This is a genomic window from Shewanella vaxholmensis (genome assembly GCF_031932135.1).
In the GTDB taxonomy this organism is placed as follows: domain Bacteria; phylum Pseudomonadota; class Gammaproteobacteria; order Enterobacterales; family Shewanellaceae; genus Shewanella; species Shewanella hafniensis.
Map to the genome: position 1 here is coordinate 45,975 of NZ_JAUOEV010000027.1, position 25,639 is coordinate 71,613.

Annotated in this window: 19 protein-coding genes; 7 read left to right on the top strand and 12 right to left on the bottom strand. The window is 40.1% G+C overall.

Translation table 11 applies throughout. The features are described from left to right. Positions 1 to 44: 44 nt before the first annotated feature. Positions 45 to 725, bottom strand: coding sequence for a tyrosine-type recombinase/integrase (locus Q4Q46_RS19010; RefSeq protein WP_311906772.1), 681 nt, complete (start codon positions 723 to 725; stop codon positions 45 to 47). A 157-nt stretch (positions 726 to 882) separates the two neighbouring features. Between Q4Q46_RS19010 and Q4Q46_RS19015 the strand changes: the two genes are divergently transcribed. Then, positions 883 to 1,221, top strand: a complete 339-nt coding sequence (locus Q4Q46_RS19015) for a hypothetical protein (RefSeq protein WP_311906773.1) — start codon at positions 883 to 885, stop codon at positions 1,219 to 1,221. Positions 1,222 to 1,325: 104 nt separating this feature from the next. Here Q4Q46_RS19015 and Q4Q46_RS19020 read toward each other — a convergent pair whose 3' ends face one another. Both Q4Q46_RS19020 and Q4Q46_RS19025 read right to left on the bottom strand, forming a co-directional pair. Beyond that, entirely contained in the window at positions 1,326 to 2,582 is a 1,257-nt protein-coding gene (locus Q4Q46_RS19020; protein ID WP_259216199.1) for a Y-family DNA polymerase, read from the bottom strand. Continuing rightward, positions 2,570 to 3,004 (bottom strand): S24 family peptidase, encoded by a 435-nt coding sequence (locus tag Q4Q46_RS19025; RefSeq protein ID WP_219255657.1) that lies wholly within the window; start codon positions 3,002 to 3,004, stop codon positions 2,570 to 2,572. Before Q4Q46_RS19025 ends, Q4Q46_RS19020 begins: the two co-directional genes overlap by 13 nt. Positions 3,005 to 4,387: 1,383 nt before the next feature. Between Q4Q46_RS19025 and Q4Q46_RS19030 the strand changes: the two genes are divergently transcribed. The 4 genes from Q4Q46_RS19030 (at position 4,388) to Q4Q46_RS19045 (ending at position 11,353) form a co-directional block, all read left to right on the top strand. Then, positions 4,388 to 7,075, top strand: a complete 2,688-nt coding sequence (locus Q4Q46_RS19030; protein ID WP_259216195.1) for a class I SAM-dependent DNA methyltransferase — start codon at positions 4,388 to 4,390, stop codon at positions 7,073 to 7,075. Continuing rightward, positions 7,065 to 9,116 (top strand): DEAD/DEAH box helicase, encoded by a 2,052-nt coding sequence (locus Q4Q46_RS19035; RefSeq protein ID WP_259492145.1) that lies wholly within the window; start codon positions 7,065 to 7,067, stop codon positions 9,114 to 9,116. The genes Q4Q46_RS19030 and Q4Q46_RS19035 overlap by 11 nt, the downstream gene beginning before the upstream one ends. Before the next feature lie 15 nt (positions 9,117 to 9,131). Beyond that, positions 9,132 to 10,385, top strand: coding sequence for a GIY-YIG nuclease family protein (locus tag Q4Q46_RS19040; protein ID WP_311906774.1), 1,254 nt, complete (start codon positions 9,132 to 9,134; stop codon positions 10,383 to 10,385). Between the two features lie 335 nt (positions 10,386 to 10,720). After that, positions 10,721 to 11,353, top strand: a complete 633-nt coding sequence (locus Q4Q46_RS19045; RefSeq protein ID WP_311906775.1) for a recombinase family protein — start codon at positions 10,721 to 10,723, stop codon at positions 11,351 to 11,353. A gap of 297 nt (positions 11,354 to 11,650) precedes the next feature. Here the strand turns inward: Q4Q46_RS19045 and Q4Q46_RS19050 are convergent, their stop codons facing one another. The 9 genes from Q4Q46_RS19050 to Q4Q46_RS19090 form a co-directional block, all read right to left on the bottom strand. After that, a complete protein-coding gene (locus tag Q4Q46_RS19050; RefSeq protein WP_311906776.1) occupies positions 11,651 to 11,884 on the bottom strand; it encodes a hypothetical protein in 234 nt (77 codons plus the stop codon). Positions 11,885 to 12,428: 544 nt separating this feature from the next. Further along, positions 12,429 to 13,955: an EAL domain-containing protein gene (locus Q4Q46_RS19055; protein WP_503676838.1), complete on the bottom strand. Its 1,527-nt coding sequence runs from the start codon at positions 13,953 to 13,955 to the stop codon at positions 12,429 to 12,431. Positions 13,956 to 14,197: 242 nt separating this feature from the next. Further along, positions 14,198 to 15,229, bottom strand: coding sequence for a hypothetical protein (locus Q4Q46_RS19060; RefSeq protein ID WP_311906778.1), 1,032 nt, complete (start codon positions 15,227 to 15,229; stop codon positions 14,198 to 14,200). 74 nt (positions 15,230 to 15,303) lie between these two features. Continuing rightward, on the bottom strand, positions 15,304 to 16,008 hold the full coding sequence (locus Q4Q46_RS19065; protein WP_311906779.1) for a hypothetical protein: 705 nt from the start codon (positions 16,006 to 16,008) through the stop codon (positions 15,304 to 15,306). Positions 16,009 to 16,046: 38 nt separating this feature from the next. Next, positions 16,047 to 18,905: a TcfC E-set like domain-containing protein gene (locus Q4Q46_RS19070; RefSeq protein WP_311906780.1), complete on the bottom strand. Its 2,859-nt coding sequence runs from the start codon at positions 18,903 to 18,905 to the stop codon at positions 16,047 to 16,049. Next, complete coding sequence (locus tag Q4Q46_RS19075; protein WP_311906781.1) at positions 18,902 to 19,465, bottom strand: hypothetical protein; 564 nt, start codon at positions 19,463 to 19,465, stop codon at positions 18,902 to 18,904. The genes Q4Q46_RS19070 and Q4Q46_RS19075 overlap by 4 nt, the downstream gene beginning before the upstream one ends. A gap of 109 nt (positions 19,466 to 19,574) precedes the next feature. After that, a complete protein-coding gene (locus Q4Q46_RS19080; protein WP_311906783.1) occupies positions 19,575 to 20,150 on the bottom strand; it encodes a hypothetical protein in 576 nt (191 codons plus the stop codon). A 669-nt stretch (positions 20,151 to 20,819) separates the two neighbouring features. Continuing rightward, the gene (locus Q4Q46_RS19085; protein WP_311906784.1) at positions 20,820 to 23,183 is read right to left on the bottom strand and encodes an Ig-like domain-containing protein; all 2,364 of its coding nucleotides are present in this window, start codon (positions 23,181 to 23,183) and stop codon (positions 20,820 to 20,822) included. Positions 23,184 to 23,422: 239 nt separating this feature from the next. After that, positions 23,423 to 24,442, bottom strand: coding sequence for a helix-turn-helix transcriptional regulator (locus Q4Q46_RS19090; protein ID WP_311906785.1), 1,020 nt, complete (start codon positions 24,440 to 24,442; stop codon positions 23,423 to 23,425). Between the two features lie 610 nt (positions 24,443 to 25,052). Here Q4Q46_RS19090 and Q4Q46_RS19100 point away from each other — a divergent pair. Together Q4Q46_RS19100 and Q4Q46_RS19105 are read left to right on the top strand one after the other, a co-directional pair. Beyond that, complete coding sequence (locus Q4Q46_RS19100) at positions 25,053 to 25,199, top strand: IS4/Tn5 family transposase DNA-binding protein (RefSeq protein ID WP_371824909.1); 147 nt, start codon at positions 25,053 to 25,055, stop codon at positions 25,197 to 25,199. A 175-nt stretch (positions 25,200 to 25,374) separates the two neighbouring features. Then, the coding region (locus Q4Q46_RS19105; protein ID WP_311906786.1) for a transposase at positions 25,375 to 25,639 on the top strand (265 nt) is incomplete at its 3' end.

Consider the following 25,639-nt stretch of genomic DNA (forward strand, 5'->3'; position numbering starts at 1 on the left):
AACAAGTCGTATTATCTTACCCTCTACCTGTCATATACGTCCATTCAAAATGCATTAGCAACAATTGCCCCCATGTTAATCGGGTCAGTGGTTATCAATTTTTGTGTTGTTTCCAGCGTTTTGTTGCCCAGCATGTAATGAATGTGCGCAACATCATAGCCTTGTCGGTGCAGCTCTACAGCGAACGTTCTGCGACCTGAAAGTGTGCTTGGTGACTCAATACCCGCATTTGTAAGCAAGGTCTTTATATGGCGGTTTAGCGCGTCACAGGAGTAGCTATCAGTACCTGCTGGCGTCAGCTTTCGCACGATTGAATATGGCTTGTTTTGGTACGAATAGAAAAGGGCTGAGTCTGGATCTAGGCTGCGGTATTGGTCGGGATTATCCCCCAACCCAATGTGGTTTTTAACGCGATATGACAGGTATTGGTTTAGATACTCACGCAAACGTTCACTAGACAGATAAAACTCGCGTTCTGCGCCTCTGACAGTGTACGACTTGGTTAGCTTGCCTGACTTGGTGAGTACGTCTTTAAGCTGGATGCGGTTGATTTCGAGCGTACTACACGCAGAGCCAAAGAAGAACGCTAACAAACATTGATCACGTTCAGGTTGTTTGCTGTTCAATTTGGTGACTTTAAACAGCCAATCCCGCTGCGGTTTCTCAATTAGTTGCGGCAATGCCATTGTCGGTATTTCTCGTAATTCAGTGAGAGATACAGACATAATAACGGCAATGCTCACGGTTTTAAAGCGAGGCGGTCAGTAACTCCAAGGGATTCACGGAAAGTAAATAAAGTAGTTTGTGCCACTTGAATATCAATAAGTTAAGCCCAATAACTATCAGTAGGGAATGCTCCCTTTACACTCAATAGGACACAGTATGGAACATCATTTTTTATTAACTTATAGCGTTCATCCCCAAGATCCAGACGATAATATTGATGTTGATAAAGCCAACAAAGTTAGAAATGACATTCGAAAAATTAATGTGTGGAAAAAGCTAGATGATGTAGAAACCGTGTTTACCGGAGAAATGGATCTCTCAGGCGATAATTTAACCATGCGCGCCAAAGCAGTCAGCAAAGTAAGGGATCAATTTGAAGATATCCTTAGAGAGCATGGAGCAAAATCAGCATACGTGAAAATCAACTGCGTCCTCATGGTAGATGGCTTAGGTACGCCGATTATATTTGAAGTCACGATTCGCGGTTATGTATGATTAAAGTTGCTCTCAAATAAAAGCGGAACTTCGAGTTCCGCTTTTTTTTTAAATCCATCGTTTCCGTGGCGTTTAGCCGATGGCCAGAACGTCACAGAATCCTGTTACGCTTTAACTGTCGGTATATCGGACCAGCGAGTAGTGTACTGCGGCGATAAAAACTGCCGGCGCATAGCCCAATGCTGATCCCTCCCTTGCGAAGCAATATACAACACATCACGGCCATAGCGATTATTCAGACTATCAAAGATTTTCATTACGTTCGGGTCGCCCTTTGGCACATTAAATAAATCATATTGCAGTGACGTTTTAGGACAAAGATCGATCAGGCCCACGCCAATTCGATAATAGCGCACACCAAAGCGATAGAGGTTTGATAGCTCCCTGCTAACCGCGGCGCACAGTTCACGGCTGTCATCAGTGGCACAAGCGAACTGGACGACCTTCTTAAAATACACGGGCTGCGGATCGTGCGGCGAGTTGGCGGCAAACACCACCATCGATTTACAGAGTGAACCTTGCTCACGCGCCTTGGCCGCCGCAATGGCGGCATGTTTGGCTAACGCTTGGTGTAAATGTTCCCGGGTACATATTCGCTCGCCAAGGCTACGAGTGGAAAATATTTGCTGCTTATCTGCTTTGGTTTCATCCCATGTTTTACAGATCTGGCCGTTGAGTTCGCGCACAGTTCGTTCTACTTCAATCGAAAAAAGTTGTCGCGCCATTTTCGGTGCCAGCTGGGCCAAATCAAACGCGGTGTTAATACCAAGTAATCCTAGTTTGTCAGTCAGTTTGCGGCCTATTCCCCAAACTTCATCAACTGGCATCAACTTTAAAATTTCAATCCTCAGTGCATCGTTATCGATCACGCAAACGCCCTGATATTGGACCAATTGTTTCGCTGCATGGTTGGCCAACTTCGCCAAGGTTAATGTCTCCCCTACACCCACGCACACAGGCAAGCGGCATTCACGCCAAACGGCACGACGAATGGCGCGACAATGCAACCAAAGATTAGGGATAGCAGCTTGGCACTTTTGAAAAGATACAAATGACTCATCAATACTATAAACATACTGTTCTGGCGCAAAGCGCCCAATCACTTGCATCATTTTTGCAGACAGATCTGCATACAACTCGTAGTTAGATGAAAATACCTGCACATGGTGGCGCCGACATAAATGTTGCTGCTCAAAGTAAGGACCAAACTTTTTCACACCGACCGCCTTGGCCGCTCTATTCGCAGCGACACAGCAGCCGTCATTGTTACTGAGTACAATAGCCGGCTTTCCGCGCAGATCAGGTCTAAACACCAACTGGCAATTGACATAAAACGAGTCGGCATCGATTAATCCGAACATTGCTGACTCAAATACTGATCAAGTAATGTTGAATGCTCATGGATGCGAATACTTTTAATGACCACACCATCGACACTGAAAGTGTCGGCTTCATCGATTGCAACGTATGTCATGTTTTGCTGTTGATCGATAGACACTAGCAAACGACGTTTCATATCGAGTAATTTAACAGTAAATTCCCCGTTGTAACTCGCCACCACTAGAGACATGTTCCGGCGCGGTGCCGCTCTATCGATAATTAAAATGTCGCCATCGTATATACCGACACCTTCCATGCTTCGCCCAGCTGTGCGGCCGAACCACGTAGAACTAGGGTGCTCAACAAGGAGTTGATCGAGGCTAAGCGGCAATTCGAGGTAATCTGCAGCAGGTGAAGGGAAGCCGCTTACCCCAGCACTTGCATTGCATGTAATCAATTTCACAAGCCAAAACCACTGTATAAATAATCAGTAATGATAGCAGTAAAAAAATAAAAATCTAAAATTTCGATCCTGCTGCCGGTTCCTGACTTTTTTCGGTGGGTAATCACCGCGCTCTTTGCGGTGTTATCCACAAAAAATCAGGGTTCGGTGGCGAATGGCTTGTCGCTTGAAATGGTCATGAGTGATGGAAAATCGGTAAATAATTTCTGACAGCCGCTTTTGTTGCATAAATCTGGTCAATACCCACAGATTATTGACCACTTGTTGCAGAATACTTGGTAATCTCATGGCAACTGTCTAGATCCACGGTGAACAACTCCTAGACAGCCAGCCCCCGCAAGGGGGCGTTCTATCTTTATAAACGCCAAGAGACGACAAAGGATACAAATGACTATTAAGAGTGAGTATCTTCATGTCATTTTGGGACAAAAACGAGTTAGATTTTTAACTCTATCAGGTGAATTTCGGATAAAATTTTTTATGGCTTAACGCCCTCCTAACGCGAGCACCTCGTGGCGAGTCGAGCGCCCAACGTGCGCGTTTTTGATAGCGCTTGTTATGTGTAATATCAAAACGAAGCTTCCCGCAAAATACTTTTATGCAACCGACATCGCCTTCAAGCTCAAATCCATCGTTTAAAACTATGAAAGAATCTATGTTTCCATAATCAACTGAACCGCTAGCATTGTTAAATTGCATCTAAATTTGATCCAATTCAACCCGCATTTTGCATGTGTGACAGACCCACAAATCTCACCATCAATGACACAATATCAGTTTGTTAAGTTATCCTAGGCAGGGTCACTTTTCGATGCAAAGGGTGGATCAGTTTTGAGTGCAAATTAACAGTTCAGGGCTCACAGTTTCCTCGGCGCATTTTAGCTTTCAACAAAGGACGAATTGTCGACCGGGCGTGGCTTTATACTGCTATCATCCGCGTTCAAACTTAAATTCACATTGTCGGCTCTTCGTTGGACTATGGTTAAATAACTAAATTAATGAGGAAAAGTGGATTACTAAACAACCACTTAAAAGAACTCTTGAGGTGCACTCTCACAAACTACTCACAAGGCTTCACGAGGCAAGATGAATTTGTCAGCATTAGTAATAACTAATTTGTATTTAGTGACTCACTCTCAATCGGACATCAGTGGAATTTGAAATAATGCAATCCTGACCGTTTTGACCGAGAGAGCGGCTCAAATGAGGGCTAATCAGGTTCCATACTTATCGGATATTTACAGTATTATGTTTTTAGATAAGGAACTGAATTTGAAAGATTAAACAGTCTTTCAAATTAATGTATGTGATATATTTATACTCAGAGTGTTTTTTAGAGAGCTAAGCTGCGGATGCGGTATGGGTTCTATCAGGGAGTTTCAAATGGCTTTTGACCAGTCCAACGCGTTCATTCAATTAGAAAAATTAATTAAAGAGCAAGATGAGGAAAACTTCTTCTTTGATTTCATGCTCGCATTCAACACACCTCGTGCAACCGTAACAAAGCTAAAAAAAAATATTGGTTCGGATGTTTCATCCACCGATGGTGAATACCGCCTTAAAAACAAAATCCACTTTAAGCAGGTACCTAGAAGCACTGATTTACATGCTGAATGCGATTTTTTAAAAAGCTTATCCAGCACCTCTAAAGAGAAATTACGCTTTATACTCGTTACGGACTTCCTAGATGTTGTTGCTTACGATACGAAAGCAAAAGCTTTACTAGATGTTGAATTCGTCGACCTGCACAAGAATTATGCTTTTTTCTTGCCTCTGGCTGGCATTGAAAAGTATGAATTGACGGATGAACATCCAGCGGACATCAAAGCAGCTTACAAACTTGGACAACTATGTGATGTCATTCGGCGTCATAATGAAATCAACTCTCCAGACAGGGTTCATGCCTTTAACGTATTTCTTACCCGTTTACTCTTCTGCTTTTACGCTGAAGACACCGGTATTTTTTCCGACAATCAGCTTATCAAAGCGGTCCAAAATACAACCGAAAAAAACGGAAGTGATTTAGATAGCTTCTTTGAAATGTTGTTTCACGTCTTAAATCTTCCGAATGATTCTGAAGAGCGACGTGTTCTACCTTCGCATTTTGCCTCTTTCCCATATGTTAATGGTGGCTTATTCGCGAGTGATGAGTGGGTACCCAAATTCACTGGCAAAGCCAGGCGCATGATCATTGAGGCCGGCTCTCTCGAATGGGACCAAATTAACCCTGATATTTTTGGGAGCATGTTTCAGTCCGTAATCGATCCTGAGCAAAGGGGCAAGTTAGGACAGCATTACACTAGCGTCCCAAATATCATGAAGGTTATCCAGCCTTTATTTCTCGATGGGCTAGAAGAAGCGTTGGATAAAGCAAAGACTAGCTCCAGGAAACTCCAAGCACTGCTCATGCGAATTCAGCGCATACGGATTTTTGATAGTGCTTGTGGCTCTGGAAACTTTCTGATCATTGCCTACAAGGAATTGCGAAAGTTTGAAATGAAGGTAATTAAGGCTTTGGATGACCTCGGTGAACAATCAGTTATATTCATGAGTGGCATAAGACTAACTCAGTTTTATGGCATAGAGATTGATGATTTTGCTCATGAGATAGCGTTGCTTTCCCTATGGCTTGCTGAAAATCAGATGAACAAGATGTTTGAAGCAGAGTTTGGCTATTTAGAGCCAATGTTGCCGTTAAAAGATTCAGGCCATGTCATTCATGGGAATGCGCTATGGCTCGACTGGGATAAGGAGTGCCCAAAACAAGATGAACAAGGTGATTTGGAAGTATATGTTTGTGGCAACCCTCCTTTCCTTGGCGCTAGAGTTCAAACACCAAATCAGAAAGAAGATCTCGCTTTAGTTTTTGAAAATCATAAGGACTATAAGGATTGTGACTATGTATCTGGTTGGTTTATCAAAGGTGCTCAGTATATCGGCAATAGTGGCAATGTGACTTGCAGCTTTGTCGCTACAAATTCAGTTTGTCAGGGCGAGCAAGTTGGTTATATATGGTCTCGTATCTTGAAAAATAATGAAATTTTATTTGCTCATCAGTCCTTTAAATGGAGTAATAGCGCCCATGACAAGGCAGCCGTGATATGTGTCATTGTCGGTTTTGGTAACTCAAAAGAAAGAAAGAAGATTTTTACAGATGAGAAAATCACATACGCTCAGCACATATCTCCATATCTGATTGAGAGTAAGTCAACTTTTGTGTCACCTCGCAACGTACCATTTTTTGGCACAAAAATGGTAATGGGAAGTATGCCAAGGGACGGCGGGAACTTGATTCTTTCCCCTTTAGAAAGACAGAAAATGATAGATGCAGATCATAGAGCAGAAAAATTTATCCGTCCGCTTTACGGAGCCCAAGAATTACTGTCATCAAGTCCTCGCTTTGCTATTTGGATTGAAGATAAGGAAGTCGAAGCGGCTTTAGAAATCGAAGATATTGCAGCCAGAATTCAGAGAGTAAAAAGTTTTAGGCTTGCATCCAAAGCCAAAACAACAAATCAATATGCTACCGTACCTCATAGGTTTGCTCAGAAAACACCACTTGCAAGCAACACTATAATTATACCGAGCGTCTCATCTGAACGTCGCAGTTACATTCCAATGGCATATTTTTCTGAAGAGACCGTTTCAACAAACGCAAACTTCGTCATCAACAGAGCAACACTCTATGAATTTTCAATTCTGACCAGCGAGATGCATAACGATTGGATGCGAACGGTTGCGGGTCGACTTGAGAGTCGTTACCGATATTCAGCCACATTGGTTTATAACACTTTCCCATGGCCTGAGGTATCAGAGGCGCAAAAAGCAAAAATCAGCGCTATTGGTGAAGAAATTCTGCTTACTCGAGCAGATTACCCTGATAAGACATTGGCCCAATTATATGACCCGAACAAGATGCCAGAATCATTGCTTCAGGCACACAGAAAGCTAGACCTTGCTGTGGAGCAACTATATCGCGCCAAGCCATTTGAGGACGCCGCAGAACGTGTTGCGTTCTTATTCAAACGTTATGAGCAACTCATAAATACCAAGGAGGGTAATGATGCCTAATTTAGTAAATGTCCAATTCGACACGACATCAACAAATAAGAGTAATGAATTAGGTATGCGGCCCATGCAGGCGCGAGTTTTCGAGCAAAGAAATGAACCATACATACTCGTTAAGGCTCCCCCAGCTTCTGGGAAGTCACGTGCGCTGATGTTCGTTGCATTGGATAAACTCATTAATCAAGGGATAAAGAAAGCAATTGTCGCAGTGCCAGAGATGTCAATTGGCAGTTCATTCAAGTCAACTGACCTTACATCCCATGGTTTTTTTGCCGATTGGCACATGCCTGATAAATACAATCTTTGTAATGACGGCAATATTAGTAAGGCTAAAGTCTTCCGTGAGTTTCTGTCATCACCGAATGAAAAGGTTTTACTGTGCACTCACGCCACGTTTAGGCTTACGCTCAAGGATATCGACGTATCTTTACTGAATGATACTGTTATTGCAATTGACGAGTTTCATCACGTGAGTGAATCCACTGACAATGAACTAGGGAATGTTCTCAGTGAAATAATGGCAAACAGTAATGCCCATGTCATCGCTATGACTGGGTCTTATTTCAGGGGGGACCAGTTAAATATACTGAATTCTTCAGATGAAGCGAGGTTTAAACACGTTACCTACTCATATTATGAGCAGATCCAAAGCTATCAATACCTGAAATCACTTTGTATCGGATATCACTTTTATCGCGATGGGTATTTGAGCGGTCTAGGTGAGGTACTTGATGTCACTAAGAAGACAATTATTCATATCCCAAATGTCAATTCACGAGAAAGTACCGGCGACAAATACAACGAACGATCCGCTATTCTCGACATTATAGGTGGGGGCCATCTGGAAGAAATCTCCACCGATGAGAACGGCATTTATCTTGTCCCTGCCAAATTACCTGATGGCAGTGAGCGTGTTTTAAAAGTTGCTGACCTAGTTGACGACGGACCCAATCGAGTTCAGGTAAAAAACTATCTGAAAAATATAACGAGTGCGGATGACTTAGACATTATTATCGCTCTTGACATGGCGAAAGAGGGCTTTGACTGGGAATATTGTGAACATGCACTGACCATTGGCTTTCGCAGTAGTTTAACTGAAGTTATTCAGATAATTGGACGTGCAACACGTGACTGCAAAGGGAAAACACATGCGCAATTTACCAATCTAATTGCTGAGCCTGACGCGACATCAGAAGAAGCTGCGTATGCGGTTAACAATATGCTTAAAGCAATCACTGTATCCCTTTTAATGGAGCAAGTATTAGCCCCTAAAGTCAACTTTAAAATACGGGGAGAAGTCATTGGTGATGAGGATGGAGATTACGAGATCAGTATAGACGATTGGCCTAACCCACCCAGTGAGTCGGCGAAAAAAGCAATTGAAAACAGTGATACGATTATCGCCAAGTTAACAAATGATAGTAAGAAGTTGCATTCGGTACTCACAGGCGAATATGAGCCAGAAGTCTGGCGTGATTACCATATCCCCAAACTCCTGAGAGAGTCATATCCAGACCTTGAAGAAGAGGAAATAGAGAGACTATCGGAAGTATTCTTAACCGCAATGACCGTTTCTGCCGGCGGCGCAAAAGTAGTCAATGGCGATAAAATACCTGAAGACGCAAAACCTCATATTGAAGATCCGACTGAACCGTATAACGGTCCATCAAGCGGTGCGGAGGCAGATCCTAACAAAAAGTTCTTACTGATGGGGGACAAGTTTATCGCTGTAGACGATTTAAACATAAATCTAATTCATAGCATAAACCCTTTCCAGCAGGCCTATGAAGTCATTTCACGCGGAATAAATGCTCAGTTACTTAGTGTAATTCAAGCCCAAGTGCGGGCAATGCAATCAGACATGAGCATTGAAGAGGCAAAAGCACTTGCCCCACGGATTAAGGAATTTCAGGCTGAGCATGGCAAAATTCCCGAAGTTGGTAGTGCAGATGATATAGAGCACAGGCTAGCCATTGCTTTACAAAAGCTATTTCAGTGGGCACAAGCGAAGAGAAATCAGGAAGTATCTCAAACCGAGATATAAGAAAGGGATATTTTTATGTCAAAACGAGTTGGTCGTCATTTAACGAGACGCTCATTAAGCCTTGATGAGTTTTGGGAACAAGAAAAAGATGATCTGTTTAAAGATGTCGTTGCAAAAACACCAAAATCAAATGGAAGCTCAGATCCAGCAGTCCAAACACTAAATGATGTAAATGTTTTTTTCTCTAAACACAATAGAGAGCCCAAACTAGATGGACCTCTCGAAGAAAAGGTACTTGCCAGAAAATTGAACGGTATTAGGAAGCTCTCTGGCCGGAATGACCTAAGGGAGGCAGATATACACGGGCTGTTATTTCTAAAGATAAGTGATCATAAAGCAGAAGAATTAAATGGGCCGATAACACCACTCATCGATATATCAAACGACGATGCTCTCGCTGATAGTCTTCTAGGTATGCTAGGAGGTGACAATCTCAAAGGTCTCTTTGACACAATGGTCTTAAAACAAGCGAAGCCCAAGAACACACGAGACCGTGTTGGTCAGCGCACCCCATGCTCAAACTTCACTCCTTATATACCAATATTTAATCAGATAAAGGACAAAATAGACAATAGTCCGGACTCCATAATTCCTTTTAAAGGAACGTCTAAATTCAACGTCGGAGACGTCTTCATTTGGGGAGGCATCACGTGTTTTGTCGAGCGTGAATTGAAAATGGAATACGACTCAGAAGGTAAGCCAAACCCACGATTAAAGATCATTTTTGATAATGGAATGTATGCAGACATGCTTTATCAGTCTTTCTCTCAGGGAATGTATCGCTCACCTGGTACTAGACGAATTAGATTAGATATCTCTCATAGTTTGGGTGACTTGAGCAAGCCATTAGCAGAAAGGTATGGCAATAAGACGGGCGAGATTTACTTTTTAGCCTCGCATTCAAATGCTCCTGAAGTAACAAAGTTTAAAAATCTAATTAAGGTAGGTGTTACAACAAACCATACACCACTTCGAACGCGCAATGCTGATTCAGAAAGCACTTACCTTTATGCGCCAGTGAGAATACTAAGAATCCTGCCTTGTTATAACATCAATGTTCAGGGGTTAGAGTCTATGATCCACACCCAACTTCACGAATTCCGTAAGGAAATAAAGCTACGAAACAAAAAAACAGGAAAGGAACTTGTTGCAAAAGAGTGGTTTGACGTCAGTTTAGAGAAAGCAGTGTCCGTCGCTATTAATATCGTAAGGGACAGTATCGGTCATATTACTTTGGATGAAAATGATAATTTGTACTCAAACGAATGAATCGCCACTTATGAACTAGTCACTTTGTAGCATTACTAAAATTAGGTCAATCTTTGAGGGCTAGAGTTAGCCGAAAGTCACGAGGCTAACTCATTTAGAGGGAGAAATGGCTTAGGATGCTCGCTCTAATACTTACGAAGCCAAACCATGCAAACTTAATATGCCCCTTAACTAGGCCTGCATTGGCCCAATATGATAATGAGACTAGAATACTTAGGGTATACCCCAAGCAAACTAGCTACATCGTATTGCCAATTGGTTCGCTATGTGTTGATTTTATACCCTACTCGCACTACTATCGTAAACCACATCCTAAAAACACCAAATGAGGCAAAATGTTTATTCGGGCCTATCTGCGCGCATCAACAGATGAACAAGATGCCAATCGAGCCAGAAATGAGTTGGTTCAGTTTTCAGACAGTAAAAATGTTCGCATAGCCAGTTTTTATACTGAGACACAATCTGGGGCTAAAATTGAACGACCTGAACTTGGTCGCTTGATCATGGACTCACATCCTGGTGATGTTTTACTTATAGAAAAAGTCGATAGATTGTCTCGCCTCCCCTTCGAGCAATGGAAGGTCCTAAAAAGTAAGTTGGTAAAAGCCAATATTCATATTGTTGTCGTTGACCAGCCAATGACACATGGCGTCTTAATAAGTGGCACAGAAGAACATACCATGATCGCAAAGGTACTGACTGAGTTCATGATTGATTTAGCCGCGGCAATGGCCAGAGATGATTACGAGACAAGAAGAAAGCGTCAAGCGCAAGGCATCGAAAAGGCCAAAACCTTAGGCAAATACCTTGGACGTCAGCCTGACCATGGATTAAGGCAAAATATTCGGTTACTACTCGATGAAGGGAAAAGCTGGTCACAAGTGCAGAGTCTTCTTAAATGCAGTCGTTCTACCATTGCCAAAGCAGCTAAGTTGAATGAGTTAAAAACCGATGAATCAATTCTCTAAAGATTTGATTCATTCTAAGGCAAAAAAAGCCCCGTTGGAAAGAAGAAACGGGGCGAAATGGGCCTTTTAAGGTCAGAGTGTTTCACGCACAGAAGACGATAAGGCTATCCAATTTTTGCCCCAAAGTGAGTTATGACGAGCTCTTGACTACATCGAGTGATACTGGTGCTGCCATATGTTATTTTATGTAAAAGCTTCTGTTTAGTTGGCCAAATTCAGTATGTCACTATAAGCAAGAAGTGGACTAAGTTATCGTTGGGAGCAAAGCAAAAAGCCCGACCGTAAAGAAAGTCTAGTTTAAGACCAATCCCCTGTGAGCTGTTTTACTTCTATTTCACGAAGACAAAAGGCCGTATTAATTGACGTAAAATTATCAAACTTTTCACGGTGAGTGAGCGTAGAATCTTGTTCAATTTTACGTTCTGCACCGGCTACTTGTATTAATAGCGTATCGAGATTTTTACTGGCTTTAAATTTACGAAACCAATAAAAATCTAACTCTGTCAGGGTGTTTCTATTAATATAATTCATAACTTCTCGTATAGTAGATATTACCGAATATCAGCCCGCTAACAGCGACGCTTGAGGACTTAATTATCATTGAGCTAAATAACCCCAATTTCTAGCCGGATGGCACTCTAGGAAATTTACCGGTTTTTACAACCCTCATACATTTTAATTGTAAAGCCTTGCGGTTTATGAACGTCGAAAACGTATAATTAAAGTCAATCGCGACACAAATATTTCTGGCCACCGCGCTGCCGAAGATGGCGACAACTGGATTGAACGAGGAAAGGCATAAACAGACCTATAATATCAAAATTCGTGAATTCCGCAAGTTAGTATAATTAATGGCCGTGGCGTCAAAAAAGTACCGTTTATGATCTACATAATAAATCTACATAATCCTAGGATACTACTATGGCAGTAATGATGAGGCCCTGCGATGTTAATATATAAATCACCTCTCACCAGTTATCTTCGTTCTCAAATGAAAAGTAACCTAATACGTAATGGCAGAACAAATATCAACTATTAAGCTGTAACCCAAAATATTAAAAACTCGAGAATAATACTAATGAAGTAACTCTAATAGTCTTTCAAATGGAACTGGAGGTGAAAAATAGTAACCTTGTATGTACTTAACATTTTTCAGTTTAAGATATTCAATCTGCGCCTCAGTCTCGACTCCCTCAGCGATTATTTCATACTCATTCTCATGCGCCAATGATATAATTGAATCTAAAATTGTACTTTTGGCATCAACGGTCTCAATTGTGTCAACAAACATTTTATCAATTTTTATTGAGTCAACATTAATGGTTTGTAAATATGAGAATCCACCATATCCGACACCAAAATCGTCAATTTTTATACTATGCCCTAAATCCCTTAATTCATCGACATACTTAGCAACCTCAAGCAAACAATGCATGGGTTGCCGCTCAGTAATTTCAAATGAAATACCATGACTAATATTTTTAATACTTCGCATATAATTCAATAAATTTTCATTCACAAAATGCTTTGCTCCAATATTAACGCTGAACCAAAATTCCTTATTTCTGATTTTCTGTTTATCATTACAAACCTGCTCTATAATTTGCGAGGTAAAAGCATGCAAAATATTAACATCGTTTTCAATATCACAAATAAAGTGAGCCGGTGAAGCAAAGCTTCCATCAAGTTGCCGCCAACGGGCAAGCACCTCAAAACCAACAACTTCGTTACTAACAATATCAACTATCGGTTGGTAAAATGGTACGAATTCGTTAGATTTAATCGCTCTAAAAACAATATCCTTATGGCTAACTTTACGAAAAAAAATCAAATGCCACACAGAAACCAACATCAAGCCAAATATTAATGATAATAAATACACATATTTATTGTACCAATACTCAACTCTCTCATTTAACAACTGAGTTGCAAAAACATCAAGATTTAGCCGTCCAACAGAAATGCTATTCGACGGAATTAACTTTCTCGATATATAGCCTCTGCCTTTACTTATTGTAATGTTATGATCATTTACACTGACCTGGACACTTACAATAAAGCAGTTTTTGCAAAAACTATAAACTAAATCATCAATCCAATAATTACTCAAAATAGCATAAACAAGGCCATGAATTGACTTAAATAAAACTATATACTCACTTCCGCTTGATGGCGTTTTCAATAAATAATATCCATTATCACCCTGAAAATATATATTTTTAATTACATCTATGGCGCCCACGCCGCCACTTGAGGTACAACTACCCGTATCAGTTACAAGCCCAATAACCCTAATATGCTGTGTATAGTATTTAGGATTGCGAATGCTTAGCATATCACTTTCCCTACAATTATAACTTAGCTCTTTTGGTAATAATTTAAGCATATTCTCAATTGAGGATTCACGTTCATGCAATGATAACGCTATTTTTTTTGTGACATATGTAGTCATTTTATCAACGGTAATATTTTTTAGCGACGATTCAAAAGTGAAAAGACATAATAATGGCGATAAAAATAAGAAAAACATACGTAGCGATGTAAAACACTTCAAATTCACCACCAGTTTAAATTTTAAAAGTTTCCGAAAAATAAAAAACATGACATAATAAATATCATGTTAGATATTATAAATAGATGCCAGAATCAGCGATAGAGAGTAAAACCGATATTATTGTCAGAAAACATCAAAGATAAATTATGGCGAATTTAACAACCCATAAAGATATAGTTTTCAAAAAAATAGATAATCAGCCAACAGATAATGATGACTGTACGATGTCTGTCGTCATGGGGGAATATAACTTAGTTGGAATAAAAACCAGAACCAACACCTAATATAACTTACATAATTTCTTCAAATATCACTGTAAATGTATCCATATATGTGCCAGTTTCAATGTCTTCAGACGATATACCCTCGTAACCCACGGTAAGGTTAAATTCAAACATTTCTGTAGGACTACTAACTTCATACTTTACTGGAGATACTGCTAGATTTTGTATAGCACCATTTTCAACTATTGAGCTAGTTGAGCACTCTCCGCACCTGATGAAATAAGGTATGGGTTTACTGCCTAATGAAATATCATCCGGATCATTTTTTACTTTATTTAAAAAGTATTCCTTCTTTGGATCAAACGTCATTTGAATTCCCGTTTGGAAATACCCTGTTGCTTTAACATTAAAATCTACGCTGCCAGATGCCATATGCAAAGAGGTATCATAAACTGGGACAATGTTTTTTTGAGTATCGACATTTATATCAGTTATAAATTCTGGAGAGTAGTTGATCTGTACTGTAAAACTTTGACTAGGTAATTGCCTATAGGTCACAACCCCATTTTCCAAAAAATAATAACGATTATTGACTGATATACTGCCAAAATATTGCCCTGGAATTTTTTTATCCAAAACTTCAAAAGCAGCAATTAGCTCTTGACTATTTATTGAGAAAATTGGTCGATTGAAATAAAATGGTTGAACCGACTGCAACGTTGATAAACTGAAACCAGCTTGACAACTTTCAGTAACATGACCGACATTGTCTTGCACAACACTGGACAGCGTTACCACTGAACCATCGAAACCGGAACGATCACCACATATGCTTCCTGATATAATAGGTGCATTCTGATCACTCACACCAGAAACACCGCCAATATTAAATTGTCCTCCAAGTAGATGTATAGGAACTATTACATCTCCTCCTGGACCGGTCAAAATAAATTGGCGATTATTTGTTGTTAAAAGTGCTGGCTGCCACCTATTCGTTGGAATCAAATTATTGATAGCAGTCCAATCTGTTAATGCGTATTCATCTCCACCCAATGCTATAGCATTATTGTAGACAACATTATTACCTTTCAATTTCATGTTTAATGTGTATGCACTAGCTGAAATGGAAAAAACACTTAGTAACAGTGAATACAATAATATGAAAAAATTCATTACTCACCCTCTAATTTTATAACTTGACGCCTCACAAACGTTTCATCATGATTAACAATAATCACTTTCAGCTCATCTGATTGAGTGTTTTTAGGTAGTTTATAGTATTTTTTCCTTCCTGCTAAAACAGTGAATGCTGCTCTGCAATTTTCAGTAACCGCGACAGAGCATTGGTCAATCCCTAGCCTAAAAAATGTGTTCCCTGTATTTTCAACGTAAATTTTATCACCAAGATTTTTAATGGTGAATTTCATGTCAGGTTGTGCTGCAGGAATGATGTAAAGAGGTGCATAACCAATATTTACAGCAACAATGGGGGCCTCACCACCATCCTCAGCATATGGAGTTGGTACAAAGTTTATCTGATAAACATGGTCTTGAGCGAAGTCGCAGGTCTGTCCACAAAGCGAACGCACACCGACCTGCTTTGTTCTACCCGATTCCAAGATGATTTTTGAATTACTAAGAGTGATTTCCCAATCACTAAGATTATCTTTGGTATATTGCGTTTTATTAATAATCTCTCCATCAACATCATATTTAGTAATTTCACCAGTAATGAAGCTGGTATACTGTAAATCATTAGTCAATGTAAAAATACCATTTCCAGCTTTATCACCAACCAATACCATTTTATCAATTGTGAGAGCCTGAGCGCCTTGGCTAAATGCCAAAATAATAAATAATCCAAGTCTTTTCTTCATGATACCCACCTTATGAAAATTCAATACAATTAGCTGCCTCATATTTTTGCCAATATGTACATATGCTGCTCCTGGTAAAATCCATTTGTCAACACATATTGTTCCATATCACCGATAACTTCCTGCTGTTTTGCTGTCAACTGACTATCTGTACTAACATAGATATAGACATTATCACCTACAACTCTATCAATAATACTATCCTTTGAAATATTGAGCTGTTCAATGTATTGTTTTAGCAAAGAATTATATTGTTTTAAAGAAAATCCACCAACAAAAGTTATATTCATATTTTTATAACCATCATAGATAATAGCTTGCTCGGTTGGCTCCATTTCAGGTAGACAATAGTTATCTCCAAAGTTAAATAATTTTGCCTTTTCCACTTTTGGTATAAAGCAAACAACGTCATTATTTGTTAACTTGAATGGCACACCTTCTTTTACCGAGAACTTATATATTCCTTCAACAATTTGATCTTCACCTAGACACCCATCTCCCTCACAATGAATATCTGATATGGAATTATTGTATAAATCCTTAAATCCTGATACAAATGACAAAACTCGCGTTACATTTGACTTAATCTGGGTGACGGTACCAGGCATAGTAAATACTTCTGCACTTGTATCACCAGTGTTATTCAGATCAACACTTTCCGTATCTAAAATTGCTCTATATGACTGATAGTCCTTAAGCGGTATAACCTCTACATTTTCTCGAAGTAATTTCTTACTTACTCCTTTACCATCACGCTCTATAATCAATAGTCCTTTGACACTATCTGAACGCTCATCGCCTTCTAGCTTAGAATCTGAATCTACGACTAAATACGAATTAGCTTTATTCGACGTTAAAGATATGCCGTTCTCAGTCATAAGCTGGCTACTTGAAAAGTTTGCTGAGCCAGAATAATCACCTGCATCATTAAGATAACCATATGCACTAGCAATATACTTATCCTTATTTAAAGAGACATTAGCACTTGTATCAAAAGTAGAATATTGCGGCCCTTGCGGAAAGTAGTTATTACCAACTCGCATAGCACCATATACATCATCATATTCACTAAGTAAATTACCACTCTGTAAGCTATTCCCAAAACTAGAGATTCTTCCTTTCCCTGTTACCAATCGAGATTCAGCGGTCAATTTTCCTGACAATGGGATGCTAAAAACTAATTGAGTTGAGAACTTATCATGATAACTATTCCCACCATTAAAGTCATAATTTGCATTAAACTGTAATGTAGAACTACCAAAAGTAAATAGTGTAACTCCTGTACTTAACATTGATGATGTATATCCATCATTGAATGCATCACTATGCTCATTCGTATAATATGAGTAATTTAAATAAGCTTGTACATCTCGACTAACCCTAAACCCCTTTGACAAATAAAACTGAGCATAGCCTGTATTACCATAATAATAACGAGCCAATGAACTTCCTTCATCAAAAATGTTATCTTGATAATGAAATTGGCTTACACTATCAAGATTGAATTTCTGATATGAAATACTCCAATCATCGAAGTTAATATAACTATCAAAATATGAAGCTCCATCGCTAAAAAACTGCCCTGAAATGGTAGCTTCTATATCACTAGAAAGCTGAGTTTTAATACCTACATTAGTAGCTCTTTCGGCCTTTGCTACTATTCCGCCAACACCAAGAACAACGGATTCAACTGGTCGGTATGTATACAATCCCTTTAAAAAACCTTCCCCTCTTAAACTTTCCTGCTCATTCTGACGAATTGTAGGCTGTTCTATATCTGCGATATCGGAGAACGAAAAATCGTCATCACTTACGTTAAAACGTTCAAATGTTTTATTAAATATTCCAGCAGATATTGCAAAATCACTGGCTTTTATTGCCAGAGTATCGCCACTACTATTATAAACAGTTTTAACCTCTTGGGAGATGACTTGCCCGCTGACCTTAAGCTCAAATTTAACATCGTATCGCCCTTTCGGAAGATCTGTGTTTGAGATATATCCTTGACCAGCAGGTACATTTTTTTGATATATTATTCTATCTCCTCGATAGACAGTTAAAACGCCATCATTTGGTGCGAAGTAAAACATTTTTTGTGTCGTCGCTTTCTTTCCTACAACCATATTATTCGAAGTCGCAAACGTTACACTTGTTTCTTTATTCAATGTGCCTGAGATAAGGAAATCCGTAGAGTTGATATCCAGTTGGTCCCTGCTTAACCCTACAATCAATCGATATTTATCAAATTCGTAATTATAGACAAACTTATCTAGTTCAAAATCGTCTGAACCAGACTGGTAATAAAAATTCGTATCGAAATTACCATAAGCCAATCCAACAGTAGATTCATTGTAGAAACTAAAGTTAGCATCTGAGTTATTGCTCTTACTTACGTAACTATTAATATGATTTATTACCCCCCAATCTGATTTAACCGGATCTGCATAAACAACTCTAGCATCATCTAGGTTATTATCTTCAATAAGGAGTTTAGGGTTAATATAGAAATACACTACATTAGAATAAAAATCGTATAAAAAGGCATAGGTATCAGGCTGTACAACACAGTTACCAAGGCTACCAGTACATTCATTTCCGTTTTGAATGCCAACACTAAGTTCTGAAATTATATTATTAATAACATCTTTTTTTACATTATTAGATATTAATATCGCCTGTAATGAACTTACCATACCATCACTGTTTATTTTAATATTATCATAACCTGCTAGCATCGTTATGTTATGATAATTTCCAGATAGGTCTTTAAATTTAACGGTTCGTTCCACTACTTGATATAACTCGGCAAACTCAGCTGGCACCGGTGGTTGTGCAGAAGTCGCGAGTGATGGATACATAAGAAATATTGCTACATGTTTTTTTAATAATGATGTCATATATCAAATTCGACCATTACAGCCACATCTCCTTCACATTTATTCGCATTAACTGGCAACTCATTAAAATGGAGTAGAAAATCATGTGTTGCAGACTTACCATTCTCATCAAATGAATCAAATGATAAAGATAATGGCTCTTTCGCCTTTAGTGGCTGTCCGTCAACAAGCACAGATACTAAATCACTTTGATAATTATAACTACTACCATCACTGGGGATCGGTTTAGACTCTCCGGCTTCATCGTATTCATAACAAATACTGGAATTTTGTGTCAGCGTTAGTAAGTGCAGCACATTTGCATTATCAATAGTATCCTGCAAAGTGGATGTTACATAGAGAACCGTTCCGGTATCGGCTAGCGTCTTAAGTTTTTTATCAAAAACTGGATATAGCCTCTCGTCTTTAAACTGAATGTTAAGCTCACCATCGAAAAATGCATTTTTGTTTAGCGTTGTGATAACTGTCATACTTCGTGATAATGCAGCAGCATTAACCGATGGGCAAAAGGAGAACGACACTCCGATTAACATTATGCTGATCGCTTGTAGACGACTCACAACTTCTCCTTGAAATGCATAAATAAAAATGCCTTAACCAATTCGCATTGCTAAGGCACCTGACAAACGTCTAGCATTGTGAGCTTTATGTATAGCTCACATTTCAAAATTATGCATCTTGAGTCGCACTGATAGACATAGTCACAATCGCTTTAGTCACTCCTTCTACCGCAGCAGGTGCAGTAGCTTGGTCTACTAGAATCCTAATGGTATCTGCCCCCGTGACACCTGTAGTAGTACCGTCTACAGTTACATCTAATCCATTAATGTTCACATTAGGGGTTACGCCTGTGTTCACCACGGCACCACCGGCAATAACATCATATGTGACGCTATTTACCATCCAAGACGCGGCAACTAACTCGCCAACTTCACTTTGATCTGCGATGCCATCATTGTTACCAGAAACATCATCGAAACTGTGAGCTTCAAGTATTGCTTCAGAGCCATAGTTAGGTGCAAAAGTTAAATCATCAGATACTTTACCTAGAGCATACTCTGTACCTGATTGAATAATCTGATCATTTTGGTCAGTGATCACCAGACTACCAGTCAAAGTTTGTGTAGTCAGATCTGATACCCATTTAAGGTTATCAACACGAGCGACATCACCACCTGCTGCAATTGAAGAACCAGATACAGCAGCCAGAATAAGTGCAGAAACCAATACTTTTTTGTTAAACATATTTATACCTTAAAAATGTGAATTATTATCATTTACAGCATAGGCATTCATTTTAATGTGGCTTGTAAGAAAAGCATTATGAGCAAATGATAGAGATGTCGGCGAAAAAATTAACAAAACCAGGTGAATTCCCCTTCCTGATTTGATGAACCTATTTTAATTAGGAAGCCACTTCGCATCTCGACAATTCCCGTAAAAACACATGCAGATCACACCAATTAAGCTAATAAACATCATTGACTACACAAATCAACCAAGAAACCGGTTGAAAGTCACACCACCGAATGCCGATAGTGGCCAAAATTGATTTATGTTTATGAGCTAATTTTGCAGAGTTGAGTTATTCATAACTATTTTTAACATTGAATCAGGTAAATTCTGTTAACTGATGAATCTTAAGGACCGTATGGGGATGAACCAAGCGAAATGATAACTATTATCAAATTTTACATGTAACACCTGTTGATGTAATAGCCATACCAATGAGCTGAACCAATGAATGCTCCGTGCGGTGCACAGTAACGACCATCGTCAATTGCCGCAAACAGAGAGAAAATATATAAACTCCTTTCTCTGAACATGTTCCATAAATGCCTACTAAAAACCAATTTGAAAATAGAAAAAGACAGGGCTCTAAATTGAGCCCTACCTTGCTTATGAATGAAAGGATCAATTGAGTGGTGCAGGGATCATTATAATATCATCAAACTTTACTCTCACTGCCCGGAAATCCTGTTGAAAATTTGACAGCTCTACTTTAAATTCATGGTTCCCTGTAGATGGTGCATTTAACCACCCTCTCATATGAACCCACTTGTTGTTACCAGGTGTGGTTCCATCAAGATATATAGGATTGGAACTAGATATCGGTGGCCAGTCAATTGTATTATTGTGAAACACAATTTTAGAAGTCCCAAGGTACACTGTAATCCCTGGAATGTAGTTAATCCCTGAATTTGTTAAAATAGCCAACCACATATCAATTTGCATTCGTTGTCCATTGACTGCATATATATTCACCGGCTTGACTAGATATCCTTTGGCATTGTAGCTGTGATTAGTTCTTACCATATCGACTTGTATATAGTTTCTACCCTGAGGAGCATCATTACATCCCTGATATCCGAATGCTGTAAATGTTTGATAAGGGCTGGTCAAGTTAAAGCCAGATATATTTTCACCATATGATTGTTTTGTACAATCACCATCCCCTAGCCCTTCAAAATAGGGATCCGTCCCGTCCGTTGCCAACAAGTTATAAATCACCTTGAGGGTGATGGTATCGCTTAACTCCCCCAAGGGGTCGGTCACGCTGACATTGACCAAACCATCCGCCAAGGCGGTAATTATCCCCGTGCTTTCTTCAATGCTGACATTATTGTTAAACTCTGGCACGATTGGCGTGGCTGAACCGTCTGACTCCATTATCGGCTGACCGGTTTTCGCGTCCAGCGCAAATCCATTGGCATCCACCTCCGGCATACTGACCGACCAATACAGTGGCTTGGTATATTCGAACCGACTTCCGGACGCGGTGGTAAACTCTGCAACCAAATCAGAAGGCACACTGCGTAGAATATAACTAGGTGTAACAATCGCCAAATCAGTTGGCGTTTTGTCGATACAGGTCAAATAACCCAGATATGCGGTATCAATACCATTTTGACCACTGCTGACCAACAGCAGTTGATTATTGACGGCATCCCACACTTTAACCTGATTTTTATCGGTTCCATCAAAGCTGCTGGTAAAATAGTAACGGGCGACTGGCCAGTTGCTCGCCATCTCATTAGCCGACCCATCGCCGCTCAAGAAGGGGTTCCCCTCCTGCGTCATCAGAGTCTGCATCTGAGTCTCTGTCGGTAACGATCCGCCACGGGCACGACAGACGGCGTCAGCCGCTGCCCAGTCATACGTTGGCACCTGCTTGTCGCCATTACCCGCGGGCTTATCCGCCTCGGCCGCAATACCGATAAAATTCAGATCGGCAGTCATGGCTTCAAGCAAGCTCAAAGGCGCGGCAAATACATCCCCAGTTTGCTGCACAATGATATCAGGCCAAGGTCCGGACACATAGATTTGCACTAGGTTGCTGGCATAGCCCCCCTTGTGATCTGACACGGTGTAAGCCACATAATAGACGCCTGGCGTGCTCGCACTGAACTCAAACTTGAGGTTCGTCATATCATCGGGGAAGCTGGATACCACCATGCCATTAAACACTTGTACATTCACAAGCTGTAATGCGTCGTTGTCCACATCGCTTACTTTGTCAGCCAAATCGATGGTGATGGGCTCACCCAATGGCACTTCGGTATTCGGTTTATTGGCCGCCGCATCTGCTTCAGTCACATAAGTGAACTTGCTCGCCAGCGGCGCTGTGTTAAGGGTATCGGAGGACACAGACACATCTATCGTCCCCATTGATACCTTGCTATCAGCATCGGTAAAGCTATAGAAAAGTCGGGTCACCCCGGCATCACCTTCGTTCGTCCCCGCGGTGTAAGTAATGCTGTTCGCACTACTGTCAACGGAACTACTACCAGCCCCAAGCTGGGTCACCTCTTCGGAGAGCGTCATGCCAGCAGGCGCCACTAAGTTGATGGTAATTTGCTCCCCCAACTCGGCAACCCGACTGATCGGAGTCAGCGTGCCAGCAGCCAACAACTGGCTATTCGCTCCGACCACGGCCACTTGGCTGATCGCGCGTGCTTTAACACGATTGCTTGCATCCATCACTGTGTATTGGTAAACGCAAGCCCCTAGCTGATCGGCTTTAACCGTAAAGTTCAAGGCATTGAGTGTTACATCGCTACAATTGGCATGATTACCAAGAGGGCTCACCGCGTTAAGGTATAGAGCAGAGCCATCGCTGGTCTTGACGCTGTGGGCTAGATTGATGACCCCAGGCTTACCCTGAGCCACGGCATCACGGGTATCCCCGGCATAAATGGAAGGGGTAGGTGTTGGCGGCGTGATAACCGACGTGTCATCCTCACTGCCACTGCAACCCACCAACCCTGCTGTCAACATTGAGACTAGCAACAATGCTCGATTCTGAGAAATTCTCAACCTTATATCCCCATTAAGTGTGTTCAAAACGACCACTGGTACTGATCACATATTATCGTTTAAAAAAACCTCTTCGCCCCGACAAACTGCGAAGTTTTTCTGATGGATTGCGCCAAGTTCGCTAAAATAACTTAATATATAGTCACTAAAATAACTTAATATATAGTCAGTTAAACAAGGTGAGTAACCCCCTTAATGTGCTAATTGCCGAGAGGCGTAAATTCCCCCCTCCATTCCAGTGGTGTTAGCCCTGTCCAACGCTTAAACTGCCTACTGAAAACAGACGTGTCAGAATAACCAAGAGAAAGAGAGATATCTAAAATACTTATGGATGGGTCGGACAGCAATGAACATGCTTGTTGTAAACGACAGTCTTTCAAAAGTTGATTATAACTGACATCCAATTCTTTAAACTTATTTTGAAGATTTCTGACTGTCATTCCAAGAGCGTTTGCTAATTGTGCAATACTAGACTCTCCAGCAGAAAGATTCTGCATTATTATGTGTTGACTCATAGAAATTAAGTTATCTGGATAACTTAACTTTAAATTATCCACTACTTGCTCACTTAGTTTATAAAGGTCACGCTCATCTACCGATGGCTTTAACTGTAGATGCCTAACAGGAAAACTGATACCGTTAAAACTAGACCCAAATTTTATGTGTTCAGCCCAACTTGGGCGTAATGACTCATCAAGTACAAAAGTAGAATGAGCATATAAGCCGGAGCCAATTGGTGGGCATCTTACTTTAAAGAAATCATATGCGCCTTGAACCTGAAACAAGTTCAGTTGAACCAAATCCACCTTAACCTTTGATTCTAAGATATTATTGAAAATAATATAAAATCGATCTTGTTCCTGTTTGGTATCAAAAAAAAGGTTATTATTTTGCAAATAATAATGTTCCTTCGCGAATTCAATCATACTTTCTATATCGGGTTGAAGTGCTAATGATATTGCTAACACTCCTATTGGTGAAGAATCATCAGCTAAACAAAGCTGCAACCCAAATAGAGGCATAGCTAATTTTTTTGAGCAAAGTGTAAAAAGACGTGAAACAGTGAGGGATGATATATAGGAGTCAGGTTTTTTTATTCCTGCGGATGTAAGCCCTACCTCCCTAAGTAAAGCAACGGGATTACCATTGTTTTCCCTTATAAAATGTTCAAAGTTCCCCAAAACAGCGCATCTCACAAGATGGTTACTTCTTTTATTCATACACCCTCGCAATTAAAATTGTAAAACGGCTGCAAAAAATTTTTGATTCATGATTTATTATATGCAGATACAGCAAATCTACTCGTGAATTTAAACGTATACTCAATTATCAAATACGAACAAAAACAATACTCATAAGTATAGCGCTGGTTCCTACCACTTGATGTTTATTTGTCAACACACACAGTATACATTAGTTTCTTTGCATGTAAATTAAATAACTCATGTAAGAATCCTGAATTCAACTCCTAAGTGCGACACTCAGCCATTAAGCTGCTAACTGATGAAAAACCACGGCAGGCGGCTTAAACTTTAAACGCATTTCGGCCGATAGTTAATTCAATCCAGCGAAAATTCAATTAACTAAGTGGTCGATATGAGTCGGAATTAATCAGATAAGAGTTATCCGCAGGCATTTAAAGATGAAGCGGTCTGGATGGTGCTAGGGCGAGGTTATAGCGCTGCAGATGCTGCAAAGTCTTTTGGGATTGGCGCTAATCTGCTTAACAACAGAAAGCTCCGCAACAAGCTATCTCTTCTACACAAATCCCTCGATTTTCCCCGGTTTTTTTTGAACCATTTTCAATTACCCTGATCTGATCCTGACCTTTTGTTTCAGATACAACGTGCCATATTTTTAAGTGAACCATCACTCTGGGCACAAAACATTTTTCAGCGCGCAAAATTAGGGGATGTACGAAGGACCAAACGGCTTGTACAGTTGGCGGCTCAACTTGCAGTGACGATACCTATTTAAAGAAAGTTGAAGGCTGGATGGATTAAGCGGTGGTGATGGATTTATATTCATCATCGAATTGTTGGATAGTATATAAGCTGAGATTGGTTTAACAAGCTGTATATAGTGGCACACTAATTTTGGCCACCTAAATAGAGGTGATATTATTGCCTCGTAGATGACTTTAGGTGAACACATGAGATCGACAACCAGAAAAACATTTAGTGCTGAATTCAAACTTGAAGCAGCCCAATTAGTCCTCGATAAACACCATAGCATCATCGAAGCTGCAAAGGCGATGAACGTAGGTAAGTCCACTATGGATAAATGGGTGAGACAGTTAAAACTAGAACGCCAGGGTGGCATACCAAAAGCATCTCCGATTACTCCTGAACAAATTGAAATCCGTGAGCTGAAGAAGCAAATAGCTCGCCTTGAGGAGCACAATCTTATCCTAAAAA

What these genes read in the sequence shown, in the direction of transcription:
- Q4Q46_RS19010 (WP_311906772.1), bottom strand. Translation starts at nt 725, where the DNA reads ATGTCTGTATCTCTCACTGAATTACGAGAAATACCGACAATGGCATTG.
- Q4Q46_RS19015 (WP_311906773.1), top strand. Translation starts at nt 883, where the DNA reads ATGGAACATCATTTTTTATTAACTTATAGCGTTCATCCCCAAGATCCA.
- Q4Q46_RS19020 (WP_259216199.1), bottom strand. Translation starts at nt 2,582, where the DNA reads ATGTTCGGATTAATCGATGCCGACTCGTTTTATGTCAATTGCCAGTTG.
- Q4Q46_RS19030 (WP_259216195.1), top strand. Translation starts at nt 4,388, where the DNA reads ATGGCTTTTGACCAGTCCAACGCGTTCATTCAATTAGAAAAATTAATT.
- Q4Q46_RS19035 (WP_259492145.1), top strand. Translation starts at nt 7,065, where the DNA reads ATGATGCCTAATTTAGTAAATGTCCAATTCGACACGACATCAACAAAT.
- Q4Q46_RS19040 (WP_311906774.1), top strand. Translation starts at nt 9,132, where the DNA reads ATGTCAAAACGAGTTGGTCGTCATTTAACGAGACGCTCATTAAGCCTT.
- Q4Q46_RS19045 (WP_311906775.1), top strand. Translation starts at nt 10,721, where the DNA reads ATGTTTATTCGGGCCTATCTGCGCGCATCAACAGATGAACAAGATGCC.
- Q4Q46_RS19050 (WP_311906776.1), bottom strand. Translation starts at nt 11,884, where the DNA reads ATGAATTATATTAATAGAAACACCCTGACAGAGTTAGATTTTTATTGG.
- Q4Q46_RS19055 (WP_503676838.1), bottom strand. Translation starts at nt 13,955, where the DNA reads ATGTTTTTTATTTTTCGGAAACTTTTAAAATTTAAACTGGTGGTGAAT.
- Q4Q46_RS19060 (WP_311906778.1), bottom strand. Translation starts at nt 15,229, where the DNA reads ATGAAATTGAAAGGTAATAATGTTGTCTACAATAATGCTATAGCATTG.
- Q4Q46_RS19065 (WP_311906779.1), bottom strand. Translation starts at nt 16,008, where the DNA reads ATGAAGAAAAGACTTGGATTATTTATTATTTTGGCATTTAGCCAAGGC.
- Q4Q46_RS19070 (WP_311906780.1), bottom strand. Translation starts at nt 18,905, where the DNA reads ATGACATCATTATTAAAAAAACATGTAGCAATATTTCTTATGTATCCA.
- Q4Q46_RS19080 (WP_311906783.1), bottom strand. Translation starts at nt 20,150, where the DNA reads ATGTTTAACAAAAAAGTATTGGTTTCTGCACTTATTCTGGCTGCTGTA.
- Q4Q46_RS19085 (WP_311906784.1), bottom strand. Translation starts at nt 23,183, where the DNA reads ATGTTGACAGCAGGGTTGGTGGGTTGCAGTGGCAGTGAGGATGACACG.
- Q4Q46_RS19090 (WP_311906785.1), bottom strand. Translation starts at nt 24,442, where the DNA reads ATGAATAAAAGAAGTAACCATCTTGTGAGATGCGCTGTTTTGGGGAAC.